Annotated in this window: 13 protein-coding genes; 4 read left to right on the plus strand and 9 right to left on the minus strand. The window is 73.4% G+C overall.

The genetic code is table 11. The annotated features are described in order from the left end of the window. Positions 1-79: 79 nt before the first annotated feature. Complete coding sequence (locus tag WMF46_RS06050; RefSeq protein ID WP_437984724.1) at positions 80-1,330, minus strand: DUF3829 domain-containing protein; 1,251 nt, start codon at positions 1,328-1,330, stop codon at positions 80-82. A 223-nt stretch (positions 1,331-1,553) separates the two neighbouring features. Between WMF46_RS06050 and WMF46_RS06055 the strand changes: the two genes are divergently transcribed. From WMF46_RS06055 to recN, 3 genes are all read left to right on the plus strand, one after another. Then, a complete protein-coding gene (locus tag WMF46_RS06055; protein WP_437984725.1) occupies positions 1,554-2,366 on the plus strand; it encodes a hypothetical protein in 813 nt (270 codons plus the stop codon). 396 nt (positions 2,367-2,762) lie between these two features. Beyond that, entirely contained in the window at positions 2,763-5,027 is a 2,265-nt protein-coding gene (locus tag WMF46_RS06060; RefSeq protein WP_437984726.1) for a hypothetical protein, read from the plus strand. Positions 5,028-5,061: 34 nt separating this feature from the next. Further along, positions 5,062-6,759, plus strand: a complete 1,698-nt coding sequence (gene recN / locus WMF46_RS06065; RefSeq protein ID WP_437984727.1) for a DNA repair protein RecN — start codon at positions 5,062-5,064, stop codon at positions 6,757-6,759. Positions 6,760-6,830: 71 nt separating this feature from the next. Here the strand turns inward: recN and WMF46_RS06070 are convergent, their stop codons facing one another. The 3 genes from WMF46_RS06070 to WMF46_RS06080 all read right to left on the minus strand — a co-directional run bounded on the left by WMF46_RS06070 (position 6,831) and on the right by WMF46_RS06080 (position 10,015). Further along, positions 6,831-8,363 carry an FAD-dependent thymidylate synthase gene (locus tag WMF46_RS06070; protein WP_437984728.1) on the minus strand — a complete coding sequence of 511 codons (1,533 nt, stop codon included), beginning with the start codon at positions 8,361-8,363 and terminating at the stop codon, positions 6,831-6,833. Between the two features lie 243 nt (positions 8,364-8,606). Beyond that, the gene (map, locus tag WMF46_RS06075) at positions 8,607-9,425 is read right to left on the minus strand and encodes a type I methionyl aminopeptidase (protein WP_437984729.1); all 819 of its coding nucleotides are present in this window, start codon (positions 9,423-9,425) and stop codon (positions 8,607-8,609) included. Further along, a complete protein-coding gene (locus tag WMF46_RS06080; protein ID WP_437984730.1) occupies positions 9,422-10,015 on the minus strand; it encodes a cobalamin ABC transporter substrate-binding protein in 594 nt (197 codons plus the stop codon). Before WMF46_RS06080 ends, map begins: the two co-directional genes overlap by 4 nt. Before the next feature lie 291 nt (positions 10,016-10,306). Between WMF46_RS06080 and WMF46_RS06085 the strand changes: the two genes are divergently transcribed. Then, positions 10,307-11,161 carry a hypothetical protein gene (locus WMF46_RS06085; protein WP_437984731.1) on the plus strand — a complete coding sequence of 285 codons (855 nt, stop codon included), beginning with the start codon at positions 10,307-10,309 and terminating at the stop codon, positions 11,159-11,161. 210 nt (positions 11,162-11,371) lie between these two features. Here the strand turns inward: WMF46_RS06085 and WMF46_RS06090 are convergent, their stop codons facing one another. From WMF46_RS06090 to WMF46_RS06110, 5 genes are all read right to left on the minus strand, one after another. Then, positions 11,372-11,635 carry a NifU family protein gene (locus WMF46_RS06090; RefSeq protein ID WP_012233706.1) on the minus strand — a complete coding sequence of 88 codons (264 nt, stop codon included), beginning with the start codon at positions 11,633-11,635 and terminating at the stop codon, positions 11,372-11,374. A gap of 136 nt (positions 11,636-11,771) precedes the next feature. Next, complete coding sequence (locus tag WMF46_RS06095; RefSeq protein ID WP_437984732.1) at positions 11,772-12,608, minus strand: hypothetical protein; 837 nt, start codon at positions 12,606-12,608, stop codon at positions 11,772-11,774. Positions 12,609-12,706: 98 nt separating this feature from the next. After that, a complete protein-coding gene (locus tag WMF46_RS06100) occupies positions 12,707-14,020 on the minus strand; it encodes a hypothetical protein (RefSeq protein ID WP_437984733.1) in 1,314 nt (437 codons plus the stop codon). Beyond that, positions 14,017-14,832 carry a hypothetical protein gene (locus WMF46_RS06105; RefSeq protein ID WP_437984734.1) on the minus strand — a complete coding sequence of 272 codons (816 nt, stop codon included), beginning with the start codon at positions 14,830-14,832 and terminating at the stop codon, positions 14,017-14,019. The genes WMF46_RS06100 and WMF46_RS06105 overlap by 4 nt, the downstream gene beginning before the upstream one ends. Before the next feature lie 91 nt (positions 14,833-14,923). Continuing rightward, positions 14,924-15,406 (minus strand): serine/threonine protein kinase, encoded by a 483-nt coding sequence (locus WMF46_RS06110; protein ID WP_437984735.1) that lies wholly within the window; start codon positions 15,404-15,406, stop codon positions 14,924-14,926. Positions 15,407-15,418 lie beyond the last annotated feature (12 nt).

Raw genomic sequence — 15,418 nt, forward strand, 5'->3', positions numbered from 1 at the left:
TCCGCGCCCCCGGCGGAGGCGCGGCGCAATCGGCACGTGGGCGGCGCGCGCCTCCCGTGCGGGGAGCGCGCCCGGGCGGTCACTCCTTCTCGGGCTCGGGGGCGGCGGGCGCGGCGGGCGCGGCCGGCTGCGCGGTCCCGGCGGCCTCGCGCGTCGCCGCCTGGCTCTTCGCCATGAGCGAGCGGGAGAGCGCGCGGTGCTTCCCCTCGATCACCGACACGAAGCTCGTGACGACCGGCAGGAACAGGGCAGGGGAGGTGATCCCCTTGTCCGTCAGCTTGGGCTCGGCGGCCTTCACGTCGCGGATGAAGCCGGCGAGCGCGGGCTCCATGATCTTGGCCCACGGGTCGGTCTGGTGGGTCGAGCCGTACGTCTTGAGCGCGGCCGCGGACGTCTCCAGCTTCTGGAGCGCGGCCTTCTCCGCCGCGGGATCGACGTTCTTGCTGGCGAGGATCAGCATGAGCGCGCGCGCGTCCTCGAGGGCCGTGATCGCCTCCTTCTGGCCCTCTTCCGCCTTCGCGAGGTCGGGCAGGTGCGACGCGTGCCACGCGGACACCGCGAGGCCGAGCTTGTCGGAGTGCGCGTCGAGCTTCTGGAAGTCGGCGAGGAGCTTCGCGTGGAGCTCCTTGCCCTTCGCGAGGCTGTCCTTCTTGTACTCCTCGCGCTGGTAGTAGTTGGCCGCCGCGGCGATGTTCTTCGCCAGCTCGGTCGCGAACGGCGCGTACTCGGCGAGCGCGGCGTCGACGTCCGCCATGGCCGGCTCCTTGAGGCTGAGGGCGACGGTGCAGGCGCGTGCGTTGCGCTCGTGCGGCGCGCGCGCGCTGAAGTTGATCGGCCGGCGCTCGTCCGGCTTGCCAGGCGGGGTCGGCGCGCCCTTGGCGGCGGGGGCGCTGGTGCCGCCCGGCGCGGCGGCGGCGCCGGGCAGGCCGGTCGTCTTCGGCGCGGCCGCGGCGCCCGGCGCGGGCGGCTTCGCGGGGAGCGCGCCCTTCGCGGCGTCTCCGGCCTTCGCCTGATCGTCGTTGCCGAAGCTCGGGATCTTCTTCTCGCTGGGCTCATCCTTGCCGAGGCTCGCGAGGTACGCGTCGCGGGCCTGCTTCAGCGAGAGCGTCCCGAAGTAGCAGACGTCGACGCGGTACTCCTTCATCGACTGCGGGTCGACCTTCGCCATCGGCGACACGGGCGTCCGCAGGCTCGCCTTTCCCTTGTTCGTGTTCGCCGCCGCGGAGCTTGCCGGCTCCGGCTGGGGAGGGGGCGGGTCCTCCTTGCAGCCGGCGGCACCGCTGGCGACGAGCACGAGCGCGATAGAACAGAGAGACCTGACGGAAATCATTCGGTGTGCCTCCTCGGCTGGCGCAGGAACGGGCGCATCATGCCTAAGCCGGCGGCGCTTGCAACACCCGGCCAGGGGCGAGAACTTGCGGCCCTGGTCGGGAAAACCCCGCCCGCGGCACAAAACACGCGACGCCGCCCGGTTCTTCCAGGCCTCCGCCGGGGCTGTCCTTCCCCGGCCTCCGCTGTGGCTGACGAAACGTTCCGGGTCTAATGTCCGCCGCGTGAAGCTGCGAACCTTGACCCTGGACGAGCTGACCATCGACGACGAGCGCTCCTTCCGGCACGTCGCGCTCTACGACGATCTGAAGCAGGCACTCCGGCGCGACGGGTACCGCTTTCGCGTGCCCGAGGGCGAGGCGAGCTGGGATCGCGTCGTCTTCTTGAACCTGACGTTCTGGAGCCAGAGCGAGCAAGGCGACCTGATCGCCGGCGATCACCTCGCCGCCGACGTCATCGCGCACGTCGCGTGGCACCACCTCGCCCACCGCGCGCTCACGGCCGCGGGCGCCGGCGCTCCGCCCAGCGCTGAGTCGCTGCTGCTCGCCGAGGCCATCGCCAGCGCGTTCGATCTGTACCTCGTCGGGCGCCTCCTTGGGCACGCCCCCAGCTCCGACTTCCTGGCCACGCAGGTGCCCGCGATGGCCGAGGCGGCCGAGGCGGCTGGCCTCTCCGACGCCGGGTTCGAGGCGCTCCTGGAGAGCGTGGCCGGGAACCCGGAGCGCGCCTTCGAGGACCTCCGCGCCCTGCTCTTCGACGTCACGACGGCGCTCGTGCGCTGCGATCGCCTGAGCCGCGCCGCAGAGATCCTCGCCGGCTTCGACGCCCACCGGTTCGCGCCGCTCCTCCACCACTACGAGCTGTCGAACTGGATCCTGTCGACCCGCGCTTCCGGGTCAGCCCCCGCCCCCGATCCGGTCGCGCGCGCCGTCGACACGGCGCTGCGGAGCGCGCCGGTGTCGCTCGACTGGTTGGAGCAACGCTGGGTGCGCCCGCCCGCGCCCCTGCCGGCGCCCGCCGGCGAGCCCTCCGCCTAGGCGAATCCAGCGGGATCCGGCGGAATCCCGCGGCGCGGAGCCGGGAGGAGCGGGCGAGCCCGAGGACGACCGCCCTGGTCACCTGTGAAGAAGATTGCGCGTGCTGGCGAGCTGCGCGATTCTCTTCTCAAGGTGCAACTCGCCTGCTCTCTCTGCAGGACCTACGTGGAGATCGGTGTAGGACGCGAGATGCGTCCGTCCTTGCCGTTTGTCTGCAAGACGTGTCGCATGAAGAGCAAGCAGTCCGCTTCCGAGAGGGGTGAGCCACGGTCTTCCCCCTCGGGCGTTCCGAGCTCCGCGAGCGGACGCGACCGGCGAGAGCCGTCGAGCGAGCCGGAGCGCGCGAAGCCTTCCTCCGGGCGCCGCTCGGAGAGGGGGGCCGGGCCGACGAGCGATGTGCTGGACGCCGAGACGACGCTCCCGGGCGCTGGCATCCAGCACCGGCTGGAGCCTGCAGGCGACACGGAGCGGCGCGCGGCGCCGGCGGCGGCCGGAACCAGGCGAGGGCTCACGCTCGCGGAGCGGATCGCGCAGCAGGAGCTGGACGCCGCGCCTGAGTCCAGCCCGAGGGCGCTGGATGCGTTCTACGCGGCGGCCGAGGCCTCGCTCGAGCACGCCGTCGTGACGCCGGACGGCGGGCTGGGGCGGCGCGAGGTCCCGGCGCGGCATCGGACGTTCGCCGGCCTGTCCTGGGACGACACGCCCCGCGGCGGCGCGGCGCCGACCAGGAGCCCGTCCGCGCTCCCTCCCGCCGACTCGGATCCCGTCTCGATCCAGGACCTCGCGCAGATGCTCTCCCCGGGCGTCGAGCCGCCCTCGCTCTCGTTCGGCTCGCACGTCATCGAGGAGGAGCGCGCGAGCCAGCCCGCGCCCGCGCCCGAACCCGCTGCCGTGCCCCGCGCGACCCCGCGCACGCCGGTCCCGGCGCGACCGCCGGCGCGGCGCGAGCAGCGCACCACGGCGCCGGTGGCGCGGCCCCGGACCGCTGCTGTCCCGCGCGCAGGCGGCTCCGCGCGGCCTGTCGCGCCGCCGTCGGAGATGCCGCCGGCGCCGCTCTCCGAGATACCGTCGGCGCCGCTGTCCATCGACGAGGGCCGGCCGTCGTCGCACCGCTCGTCGCCCGAGCTCCGGCTCCAGGACGTGCAGGCGATGGCGGCGCTCGCCCCGCAGCCCATGTCGTCCGCGCGGCGCGCCCGGTCCGGTCCGAGCGCCGCGCAGCCCGCCGACGCCTCTCCGGCGGACCTCGCTTTGCTGGGTTCGCTCGCCCCGTCGCCGGCCGCGGGCCCGCCGCGCGTCGCCGAGGAGCAGCGGCGAGACCGCGCCAGGTCCAAGGCGGCCGAGGCGCAGGGCGCCGCGGGAGAGCCGCGGGATCAGGGGAGCGACGAGCGGCCGTCGCACGAGCCGCTCGCGCTCACGAACCTCTCCCCGCGCTCGAGCCCCCACGCGGCGGGCGGCGGGCCCGGCCAGACCGAGCCTCGCGGGCGCGCCGAGCGCAAGGAGACCTCGGGCCTGATCGACCTGCGCAGCATGGCGCCGCCGCCCGGCGAGGAGGGCGAGGCGCGCCGCAACGAGGACCGGGCCGATCACGAGATCCTGAGCATCAACAGCGGGCTGTTTGATGACGCCTCCGCTGGGCGGAGCTCGGACTCCTCGTTCCCCTCTCAGCCCGTCGAGCCCGAGCTCCTGGCCGTCGAGGGACACACGTCCTCCGGGGAAGAGACGCCGGTGCGCACCTCGATCACGGCCGGCTCCGTCGTGTCCGAGAAGCTGCGCGCCCTCTCGACGCCGGCATCGCGGCAGAACATGGCGCTCGCCGGCTGGGTGACCGTCGTCTTCATCGTGTTCGGCGCTGCGCTCTACCTCGCGCAGGCTCACGGCCGCTCGTCCAGCGCCGTGGCGACCCAGAGCGCGCCCGCAGGCAGCGGCGCGCTCGTTGCGGCGCCGCCCGAGGTGCCGCCTCCGTCGTCCGCCGCGGCGGCGCCCGCTGGCCAGACCGCCGACCGGGAGCCGTCCCTGGACGACGAGCCGGTCGCGGACCCGCCGGCCGCCGCTCCCGGCCCTGCGGAGCAGGCGCTGGCCGCCTCCGCCAGCCCTGCCGGCGAGCCAGCCGCACCGCCGCAGCCCGCGCAGACAGGGGCTGTTCCTTGGGCCGCACCCGAGCCGACCGCCGCGCCAGCAGCGACCGCCGCGCCAGCAGCGACCGCCGCGCCGGCGGTGAGCCCCGCGGCAGCGGCGACCGCCGCGCCGGCGGCGACCGCCGCGCCGCAAGCCAGCCAGAAGCCTGATGTACCCGAGCGTCCTGCCCGGGCCGCGGCGCCGAGCGAGCCCGAGCGCGCCAAGCCGGCGGGCAAGCAGCCGCCGCCGGCGCCGCTCCTTCCGGCGAAGGACGAGCCAGCGCGCTTCGATCAGAGCGCGGCGTCCGCCGTCCTCGCGTCCGCGGCGGCGGCCGCCGCCGGGTGCACCGGCGAGGGCCTCACCGGCACGGCTCGCGTGGCCGTCACCTTCGCCCCCACGGGGAAGGCCATGTCGGCACGCGTGGAGGGGGGCGACCTGGTCGGGACCGCCACCGCCGGATGCATCGCCGGTGCATTCCGCGACGTCGCGGTGCCGCCTTTCGAGGGAATTCCGGTCACCGTCATGAAGCAGGTGAAGATCCGCTGACGACGGGTCGAAAGCTTTCTATCCTCCCGCCGCTGTGCTGGTCGCGCTTCGGGTCAAGAACTTCATCCTGATGGACGCCCTCGAGCTCCGGCTCGAGCCCGGGTTCAACGTGCTCACCGGCGAGACGGGCGCGGGCAAGTCCATCGTCGTGGGCGCGCTCTCGCTGGTCCTCGGCGGCCGCGCGAGCGCCGAGCAGGTCCGCCCTGGCGCGGACGAGGCCGAGATCGAGGCGCTCTTCGACGTGCGCGGCTCCGATCGCGCGATGGCGATGCTCGACGCCGCCGGCATCGCGAGCGAGGGCGAGCTCGTGGTCCGCCGCGTGGTCCAGGCGACCGGCCGCTCGCGCGCCTACCTGAACGGCCGTCTCTGCACCGCGGGCGAGCTCCAGGCGCTCGCCCCGGAGCTCGCCGACGTCGCCTCGCAGCACGAGAGCGTCGCGCTGACCGATCCGTCGACGCACCTCGGCTACCTCGATCGCTTCGGCCGCCTCGTGCCTGCGCGCAGCGAGCTCGCGGCGGACGTCAGCGCGCTCGAGGCGCTCAGCGCCGAGCTCAGGGCCGCCCGCGAGCTCGAGCGCGGCCGCGGCGAGCGCGAGGCGTTCCTCTCCTTCCAGCTCCAGGCCATCGACGCGCTGTCGCCGCGCCCCGGCGAGCTCGCCGATCTCGCGGCCGAGCGCAACCGGCTCCGCCACGCGGGCCGCCTGCACGACATCACGCGGCGCGCCGCGTCCCGCCTCGATCAAGGGGACGACGCGATGTGCGACGAGCTCGCGCGCCTCGCCTCGGAGCTCCGGGCGGCGGCGGAGATCGATCCCGCGCTCGACGATGTCGCCCGCGCGGTCGACGGCTGCTGGACGGAGCTCAGCGAGGCGGCCCGCCAGATCGCCCGTTACGCCGAGCGCGCGGAGGCCGACCCGGATCGCCTCTCCGAGATCGAGGATCGCATGTACCGCCTCGAGGGCCTGCTGCGGCAGCACGGCCCCACGCTCGACGACGTGCTCGCCGCGCGGGCGCGCCTCGCGGCCGAGCTGGAGCGCCTCTCGGGGGTCGAGAGCCACGTCGCGGAGCTCGAGCGGCGGCGCGACGCCTTGCTCGCCGTCGCCGCCGAGCGCGCCCGCAAGCTCTCGGCGAAGCGGCGGAAGGCCGGCGAGAAGCTCGGCGCCGCGATCTCCACGGAGCTCGGCGATCTCGGCATGGGCGGGGCGCGGGTCGTCGTGGACATCGAGCCGCACGGCGGCGACCGCGCCGAGCTGGTCGTCGACGGCGCCCGCCTCGGCCAGGACGGGATCGACCGCGTCGAGTTCCTCATCTCGCCCAACAAGGGCATCGAGCCTCGCCCCCTGCGCCGCATCGCCTCGGGCGGCGAGCTCTCGCGCGCCCTGCTCGCCCTGAAGCGGGTGCTCGCGGAGTGCGGGCCCGCCGGGCTCTACGTCTTCGACGAGGTCGACAGCGGCGTCGGCGGTGCCGTCGCCGACAAGATCGGGCGCGCGATCGGCGACGTGGCGCGCCACCACCAGGTGCTCTGCATCACCCACCTCGCGCCCATCGCGGCGTTCGCCGGCGCTCACTTCGTCGTCGCCAAGGAGAACGCGGGCGGCATCGCCAAGAGCTCGGTCACGCGCGTCGACAAGAAGGACCGCATCGCCGAGGTGGCGCGGATGCTGTCGGGCGCGAAGGTCACCGGCGCGTCGCTCCGGGCGGCAACGGAGCTCATCGAAGCGGCACGCCTATAGATCGACGGCGCACCCAGGGCGACGGCGTAGCCGAGGTGACGGCGTAGCCGAGGCAGGGCGCGTGGGGCGGATCAGCTCCGCGCGAGCGCGTAGTCGTTCAGATCGACGCGGATCAGGTCTTTCAGCCAGGGGTGCACCGTGATCGCGGTGCGGTAGAGCCCCTGGGCCATGCGCCGGTAGCTCGTGTGCCCCTGCTTCGCCGAGCGGAGCTCGATGACGTGGAAGAGCTCGCGCAGGTTCAGCGTCCAGAGGGTCCTCACGCGGAAGCCGAGCGGCACCGCGTACTGCGCCTCGAGGGGGTAGCGCTCCTCCATCGCGTTCCACACGTCGCGCGCGGCGAGCATCGCGTCCTGATACGTCTCGGCGTGGCCGAGATCCGAGAGGGCCTGCGGCGTCTCGAAGCCGAGCCGGCAGGTGAGCCGCTGCGTCGCCGGCGTCAGCATCCTGTGGCGCTGCAGATCGCGGTAGGCGCCGTAGTCGAGCATCAGCTCGAAGGTCATCGTCGACGCCTCGAACGCGCGCGGCGGCGCGTCGTACGGGCCGCGCTTCTCGCACGCGGCCTTCGCTATCCCGATGAGCTCCGGCAACGTCGCGCGGTGGAGCGCGTCGCCCAGGTTGTAGGCGTGCACGCCCGGATCGCTGCCGTCGTACGCGAGCGCGAGCGCGACGCGCTCCAGCGCGTCCTTGTCGTAACGCACCAGCCGGACAGGCTGGTTGATCACCATCGTCGCGCTCACGCCCTCCTCCGGCGGCGTGTAGACCCGCTTCATCGCCGCGGCGACGGAGGCCTGCAGCGTCTGCCGGAGCTCGTTCGGCGCGGCGTACTTCACGAGCGTCGGGGTCACGGCCAGCGCCGCCGTGTGCATGTCGCGGGCGACCCTGCGCACCTCCTCGAGCGGATGCGACAGCATCTTCGTGAGCAGGACCTCGAGCGCCCTCGCGTTCGCGGTGAGGCCGATGTTCGTCCGCGTCCCCGCCGGCAGGAGGCCGCGCAGGAGATCGCACGCCTGCGCGCGCAGCGCCCCCTTGTAGGCGGCGTCCGACATCTTCTCGGGCTTCGGCGAGCGCGCGCCGAGCTGCTCGGTCACCCTGGGGACGAGGTCGAGGTAGGTCGCGAAGAGCCGCTCGCTCGAGGCCTTGTATTTGGCGGCGTGCTCGGCGTCGAGCTCCGGCAGGCCGACGAACGAGTGCTGATCGAAGACCACGTAGCGCGTGCTCTTCTCCGTGTACGAGCCGAGCCGCAGGTCCTCGATCACCTTGGACGCGACGATGCTGACGTTCTCGATCGCGAGGTGCACCACGGCGTGCTCGGCGACCGACGCGTGGCCGTAGCCCACGACCCATTTCTCGTGGAAGCTCCGCGCCTTGTCCGACGCGAACGCGAGGCCCCGGCGCGGCCGGCCGTCGGCCTCCGGGGCGACGTCGAGCTCCTCGTCGCCGAGCAGGCGCGCCAGGTTGGTGCGCAGATCGTCCCGGCTGCGCGAGTAGTACGCGAACAGGACGGCGATGACTTCTTCCGGCAGACCCGACAGTGAGAAGACGTCGGCCGTCGGGCTCGACACATACGGCGCGATGCGGGCACGCGACGCTTCGTCCAAGGCCATGCCCCTGCTTCTACTCCCAATCGCAGGCCGGACGGTCGACAAAACTCGGTTTCCGATCGACAGATCCGGGCCACGTCGGCGCACCGCCGCGCAGGCCCTCGCGGCCGGGGCTGGCCGGCGCGCGCGCGGTTCGGACGCGCCGCGCGTTCGGTGTTGTGCGCGTCGTTGGCGTCGTGCGCGTCGTGCGCGTGGTGCGCGTCGAGCGCGTCGTCGAGCGCGCTCTGCGTCAGAGCGCGCCCTGGGTCAGAGCGCTTGCGCCGCGGAGACGACGAAGGGATCGGGGAAGATCTCGCTGTTCGCGAGCGGCCGGCTGCGACGGGTCAGCACCTCGCAGCCGTTCCTCGTCACGACGATGGTGTGCTCGAACTGCGCCGACAGCGAGCGATCGGCAGTCAGCGCGGTCCACTTGTCTTCCTGGATCTCGACCTCGTAGGTGCCGAGGTTGATCATCGGCTCGATCGTGAAGCACATGCCGGCGCGGAGGCGGGCGCCGCTGCCGTACTTGCCGACGTGCGAGACCTGCGGCGCCTCGTGGAAGCGCCGTCCGATGCCGTGCCCGACGAAGGCCCGCACGACCGAGCAGCCCTCGCCCTCGGCGAATTCTTGGATGGCGGCCCCGATGTCGCCAAGGCGCGCCCCGTCCCGGACCTGGGCGATGCCGAGCTGCAGGCTGCGCCGGGACACCTCGGTCACGTGCTTCGCCTCGGCCGAGGGCTTGCCGATGTAGAAGGTCGCGGACGTGTCGCCGTAGAAGCCGTTGTAGATCGTGGTGACGTCCACGTTGATGATGTCGCCCGGAACGAGGACGCGATCGCACGGGATGCCGTGGCAGACCACCTCGTTGATCGACGTGCAGACGCTCTTCGGGAACCCGTGGTAGTTGAGCGGCGCGGGGTAGCCGCCGCGGCGGATCGTGTCCTCGTGGACGAAGGTGTTGATGTCCTCGGTGGTGATGCCGGCGCGGATCATCTCGCCGACGCCGAGGAGCGTCTCCGCAGCCATCTGTGAGGCTGTGCGGAGGGCGTCGACTTCCTTGACCGTCTTGATACTCACGTTGCTCACGGCGCAGACAGCTCCCCGAGGACGACGGCCTCTTTGACGGCCGCGGCGACCTCCGCTGTGTCAGGTGAAAGGTGCCAGTGGATCTCCGGCTCGCCGGCCTCGCCGGCGAAGCGCCGGATGAAGGCGATGAAGGTGAGCCCGCGGAGCCGCGCGTCGATCGCCTTCGCGACGCCGAACGCGCGGTTCTGCGGCCGGATGTGGAGCTCGAACGCCCGGTCCGGCGCCCGGGGTGCGGCCAGCGGAGGGTAGCCGACCTGGATCCCGAGGTGGTAGGTGCTCTGTTCGCCGATCGAGTCGACGGTCACCGTGTTGACGCGGACCCGCGCGACCACGTCTCCCGTCTGCGCCCTCTCGCGGAGGAACGGGTCGGATCTGGGCGAGGGGCCGTCCAGCGAGAAGCCCACGGCGGCCGGCTCGATGTTGTCGTCGAAGACCTCGCGCGCGCGCCCCTCCCATGGGGGCAGGCCAGCCTGTGGATCGACGGACGCCGCGGGGCGCTCGTGATCGGCGACGCAGCCGCCGGCGGGGCCAACGGTCGCCAGCGCGGCGAGCGCAAGGCGCAAAGGTGCAGCACCGGCGGCAGGGATCATCCTTGGGGCCAGAGCTCGTAGCACGTCGGCTGGTCCCTGTCAGGACCCGGCACACACCGGCCACATGCGCTGTCGAGGCTGTTTTGCCCTCGTCGCGATCCGCCTCGTGCTGGCTCTCCATCGATCCGGCCGAGCGATCGTCCAACGGCGGTCGACCCCGCTCGGTGCGGAGAACCTATTCTCCTGTCCTACCGCAGGTGCTAGCGTTCTCCGGCTTGCCGGGCTGGGTTTCCTGGCTTTTGCGATTGCACAGAGCGCAGGGACAGAGCCTGCGCCGGCTGGAGGAGGAACATGAAAGCGAAGAGGCTCCTGGGAGCGGCGCTGGCTCTGGGGCTGGGCCTTGCGGCGTTCACGAGTGCGACCGTGGCGGCTGCCCAGCAGAAGCGGGGGACGAGCGGGGCGCCTGCCGCGGCTCCTGCCAAGCCTGCCGATACGCCGGCGACGAAGAAGACGATCGCGCTGACGCCGCCGGGCATCGCCTGGGGGATGACCACCAAGCAGGTGGCGGCGGTGATCGACAAGATGCTCGATGAGGCGTACGTGCCGCGTTACAAGGCGATCTCGCCCGGCGTGAAGATGAGGGCGCTCGACGCGGAGCTCGCCGAGGAGAAGAGCGCGTTCCGCCGCAGCCGCATCGACTTCGGCGGGTTGCCGACCGGCATCGACGCGACGCCGCTGAAGGGCGAGTACACCTACCTCAACAAGGAATCGATGATGACGCTGACCCGCGAGAGCGGGAAGCGGTACTTCTTCTTCATCCAGGACAAGCTCTGGAAGATCATCGACGAGCACCCGCTGGGCGAGAAGGCCGCCCGCGGGAAGGACTATGCGTCCGCCGTGGTCAAGCTGGCGACGGTGTTCGGGGTGCCTGGCCGCGTGACGCCGCCTGCTCCGGACAAGGGCCGCTACGTCAACGAGGTCGACTGGAAGGACGCGGCCACGCACTTCCGTGCGATCGAGCGGAACGACTCCGAGATCGCGTTCGCCTACGAGGACCTGGTCACGCTGGGCAGCCTAGAGTCGCTCCGCCCCAACAAGCCGGTCGACGCGAACGCCATCGATCCCGCCGTCGCCTCCGCCGTCCGCAAGGAAGAGCCCCCTCCCGGCCCGCCCCCCTCCGCCGACAAGCCCGGCAAAAAGAAGTAGCCCTTTCCCCACCCCGCCCCGGTAGCCCAGCTGCGGCGACCCCCCCGGTAGCCCAGCTGAGGCGGCCCCACCCCGTCCCGGTAACCCGGCTGAGGCGGTCACCCGCACAGGAGACGGGTCCAGATCGGCGTTTTCGGCGCGCAAGCGCGCTCCAGTGCGCTGAGCACCGAAAACGTCGAGATGGGCCCGTCTCCGCAGCGGGTGCCCGCCTCACGCCAGGGAGGCGCCGTCGGGGACACGCATGCCGTTGGTCACGATGACCCGCGCGGACGGCGCGACGGCGAGCACCGCTGGCTCGATCACCGCGCGCGCGGTGAGCATGGCCCCGGGGCAGCCCGAGCACGCGCCGGCGAGGTGGAGCGTCAGGTGATCGGGCTCGACGGCCACGATGTAGAGCTCACCGCCGTCGGCTCGGACGAGCGGCGCGATCACCTCGCGGCAAACCTTGAGAAGCTGATCGATGGAAGCCGGCATGGGGGTGAGCTCGGCAGCGCGAGCCAGTCGCCACAGCCTAGCACGGTAGCGCTCGATAAGGAGATCTCCCCCAGGCCTGCCGCGCGCCGTCACAGCACCCGGGCCGTAGCCAGGGGGACCGCCCCGGAGGGCGCGCTCAGAGCGTCGAGACGAGCGCGGCGACGCCGGCGTCCGCGGCGAGCTCCGGAACGCGCTGCGCCGCAGCGCCGAAGGTGCGGCCGGCGATCTCCACCGTGCCGCTCCAGGGGCCCGAGGCCGTCTTCGCCGGCAGCTCCAGCTTCTCGAGCGCCTCGGTGTTGACGTCGGGCGTCACCGGTCCGCCGTACGCCTTCGCGCCCTTCCACGCGAAGACGTAGAGCAGCGGCGTCGACTTCAGCCCGTCCCGCTTGGCGATCTCGGCGATGTCGCGCTTGGCCGCCTCCTGCAGCCGGTACGCGTAGGCGCGGAACGACCAGCCCGTGACGAAGAGGCCCTGGAGCTCGCCGCCGCTCCGTGTGACCGGGTGCACGGCGACCCACTGGAGATCGGGGCCGTTCCTGACCCCGCGCATCTCCTGCATCTCCCCGAACGCCTCGACGACGCCGCTGCCCGGGGCCAGCACCTTCCTGAGCTCGGGGAACGAGGCCAGGACGGACCTGTTGGCGAGCATGTCCGGATCGGCCTCGCTGCGCAGCACCGTGCCGCTCGGATCGGCGAAAGAGAAGAAGGTGCTCTTCGCGAACCCGAGCTCCTTCACCGAGGCGCGCGCTCCCGCGATCGCCTTCTGGAGCCCGAGCAGGTTCGCGCCCGGGTCGGTGTCCACCAGCGCCGCGAGCTTCTGCGAGCCCGCGGGGAGGCCCGTCCGCACCTGGCCGACGTCCTCCGCGACGACCGGCGCGAGCTTGGCGCAGAGCTCCGCCGCGTGCTTCTGGGAGGTCTTGCCGTCCTCCTGACACGCGCTCCCGAGGGCGGCGGCCAGCGCACAGGCGAGCACGGCAGGCTTGCTTTCGCTTCGGGCGAAGGTGGAAGAGCGCATCATCGAGAACGACTCTCCGAGGCGAGCGGAGTTCCGGCGGCCGGGACCATCACGCCTCACAGGGTTTCCGGAGTTACAAAAATGATCTCGACCCGGGCGTTGCGGGCGCGCTCGCTGCCCCCCGGATCGACGACCGGGGACGCGGATCCCGCGAGGAACGGCGCGATGGACGGGCCCGCGGGCGCCCCCGCAGCGATCGCACCTTGCGCAGGACCGAGGGCGCGGACGACGGCATCGGCCCGCGCCGCCCACGCGGGCTCTTCGCTGGCGCGGATCTCCCGGTCCGTGTGCACGACCACGGCCACGGGAAAGGAGGGGTGCGCCGTGGCGACCAGCGCGAGGTCGCGGAGGCGCGCCTCGCCGGCCTTCGTGAGGGCGTTGCCGGCAAAGAGCCCGCGGAGCGTGACCACGATGCCGCGATCGTCGCGGACGGGCGACCAGGTCCCTGCGGCCGAGAGCTCTGCGAGGAGCGCGTCACCGGCGCCAGGCGCGCGGGTCACCGGCGTGGCGGCGCGGCGCGCGGCCGTCAGCGCGGCGAGGCAGCCCGCCCGGGCGCGGGAAGCCTGATCGATGGGCGCCGGGATGGCGCGGGTGGAGCCGCTCGCCTCGGCGAGCTCCGCGTCGAGCTTCTTGATCGCGGCGGTCGCCCCCTCGAGCTGCGTCGCGAGCTCGGCGCTGCCGGGCTGCGCACCGGCGGGGCTTGCGGCCGTGGGCTGCGCGCCGGCGGGACTTGCGCCTGCGGGCTGGGGTCCGGCGGGGCTTGCGCCTGCGGGTTGGGGTCCGGTGGGGCTGGCGCTTGCGGGCTGCGAGCTGTCCTGCGGCGCCGGTGCGATCAGGAGGCGCGCCGCGCCGCACAGCAAGCGGGCCTGGAGCGCGAGCGAGCGCGCGGCGGCGAGGCGCGCCTTCTCGCGATCCGCATCGGCCTTGCCCGATGGGACCACGGGCTGCGCGTCCCGGGCGACCTTGGTCCGCATGTCGAGCGCGTCGACCTCGGCCGCGACGCGCGACTGCTCAGCCTCGAGGCCCGCGAGCGACGCCTCGCCCGCGGAGCGCTGCGCCTTCGCTTCGGTCTCAGCCGCCTCGGCCCGAGCCACCCGCGACAGCGCGTGTGCGTGCGCGTGCGCCGCAATGGCCTGCTCGCCCAGGATCTGCGCCCCGGATCGATCCTCGCTCTCGAGCGCGGCGAGCGCGTCGCCGCGCAGCTTCTCCGCCCGCGCGAACGCGCCCGGCGCGTGCCGCTTCGACTCGGCGGCAACCGCCCCCGCGCGGACGTGATCGAGCTCATCGAGCACCGCTGGCCGCGGGATCGGCGCGCACGCGCCGAGGAGCACCCCCGCGACGGCGACCCCTGCGAGGCGACGCGCGCTCAAGGCGTGCCCTCCTGGCCCACCGGAGCCGTCGCCTTGCCGGCGCCGCCCTTGGGCCCGGCGCCTGGCGCTGCGGTGGGCGCTTGTTCGGCCCCTCGCGCCCCCCGCGTCGCCGGCGTCGCCGGCGTCGCCGGCGTCGCCGCCTTGGGCGCCGCCCCTCTCTTGCCGGCTTCTATCCGCTGCGCTTCGACGTTCGCCGCTGCCCTGGTCGCCTCGCGCGCCTCGGCCTCGATCCGCTCGAGCTCCGCCGCGGCGCGGCCTCGCCGCGCCTGCGTCTCTTCGAGCAGCGCGCGCGCCCGCTCGAGCTTCGTCTCGACCTCGCGCGCGCGCTTCGCGGCCTCCACGGCCGCCGCCTCCGCCGCGGCGGCGCGCAGCAGCGTCCTCGCCGCCTCCGCCCACTCGAGGGCCACCGCGTCGAGCCGCCGCGCGTTCGTCGCGTCGCCCGCCGCGCGCGCGCCGTGAGCGCGCTGGAGCGCGCGCTTCGCGTGCGCCATCGGCTCGGCCACGACCTTCGCGGCGCTCGGCGAAGGCCCGCTCGCCGCGATCGGCGCCCCGACAGCGGTCTCCTCGCCGCCGGCGGCCTTCTCGCCGGCGACGGCTGCGGGCGGGGGCGCGACGCGGCCCTCGATCTCGCGGAGGATCTGCGCCGCCTTGGCGCCGTCGCCGGGGGGCGGCGCGGGCACCGTGGCGAGCGGCTTCTCTCCTCCGCCGTGCGCCAGGGCGTCGGCGCTGCCGAGCGTGGCCGCGACGGCGAGGAGCAGCGCCTGGCTCCACCGGCGCTGCCGCGCGTCACAGGGAATGGGGCGGGAACGCACGTCCGCCAGGTAGCAAACAGGGCTTCCGCGAGCAAGCGCAGCGGCGCAGCGGCTGTAGGGCCGCGCGCGCGCGGCCGACGCGGGCGGCGCGTCACTCAGGCAGGAAGTTGCGGATGGCCCAGTCGATCTGCTGCTGATGCCGCTCGACCAGCGCCTTCGCTCCGCCCGCCTCGTGGAGGAAGACGCGATCGTCGTTGACGAAGACGGTGAGGTAATAAAGGTGCGCTTCCTTCCCCTCGTCGTGCCCGAAGCGCAGCTGGACGCCCGGCAGGCCGTTCCGGGCCTTCACGTCGGTCTTGCCGAGCAGCGCGTAGCCGCCGCCCTCGCGCAGCCGCTTCTCGATCACGCGGGACCAGAAGGCGAGGTCGCCCTTCGGATCGTTCTCGAACGCGCGGATCCCGATCACCAGCCCCTCGGCGGTGGTCGCGCGGTACTCGTCGTCGCCATAGCGGTCTTCGAGATCGACGAACCCCGGCGGGGTCGCGGGGACGAAGGGCCGGCCGCAGGCGAGCAGCGCCGCCGCGCCGGTGAGCGTGGCGAAGAGGGCGAAGGCGTGGCGAAGGGAGTGGTTCATCGGAGGCGCCCG

Origin of the sequence: Sorangium sp. So ce117 (assembly GCF_051524395.1) — a bacterium.
GTDB lineage: Bacteria > Myxococcota_A > Polyangia > Polyangiales > Polyangiaceae > Sorangium > Sorangium cellulosum_B.

Bases quoted from the DNA above. Each gene is read 5' to 3' on its own strand.
- WMF46_RS06050 (WP_437984724.1), bottom strand. From the start codon at position 1,330: ATGATTTCCGTCAGGTCTCTCTGTTCTATCGCGCTCGTGCTCGTCGCC.
- WMF46_RS06070 (WP_437984728.1), bottom strand. From the start codon at position 8,363: ATGGCCTTGGACGAAGCGTCGCGTGCCCGCATCGCGCCGTATGTGTCG.
- WMF46_RS06080 (WP_437984730.1), bottom strand. From the start codon at position 10,015: ATGATCCCTGCCGCCGGTGCTGCACCTTTGCGCCTTGCGCTCGCCGCG.
- WMF46_RS06085 (WP_437984731.1), top strand. From the start codon at position 10,307: ATGAAAGCGAAGAGGCTCCTGGGAGCGGCGCTGGCTCTGGGGCTGGGC.
- WMF46_RS06090 (WP_012233706.1), bottom strand. From the start codon at position 11,635: ATGCCGGCTTCCATCGATCAGCTTCTCAAGGTTTGCCGCGAGGTGATC.
- WMF46_RS06110 (WP_437984735.1), bottom strand. From the start codon at position 15,406: ATGAACCACTCCCTTCGCCACGCCTTCGCCCTCTTCGCCACGCTCACC.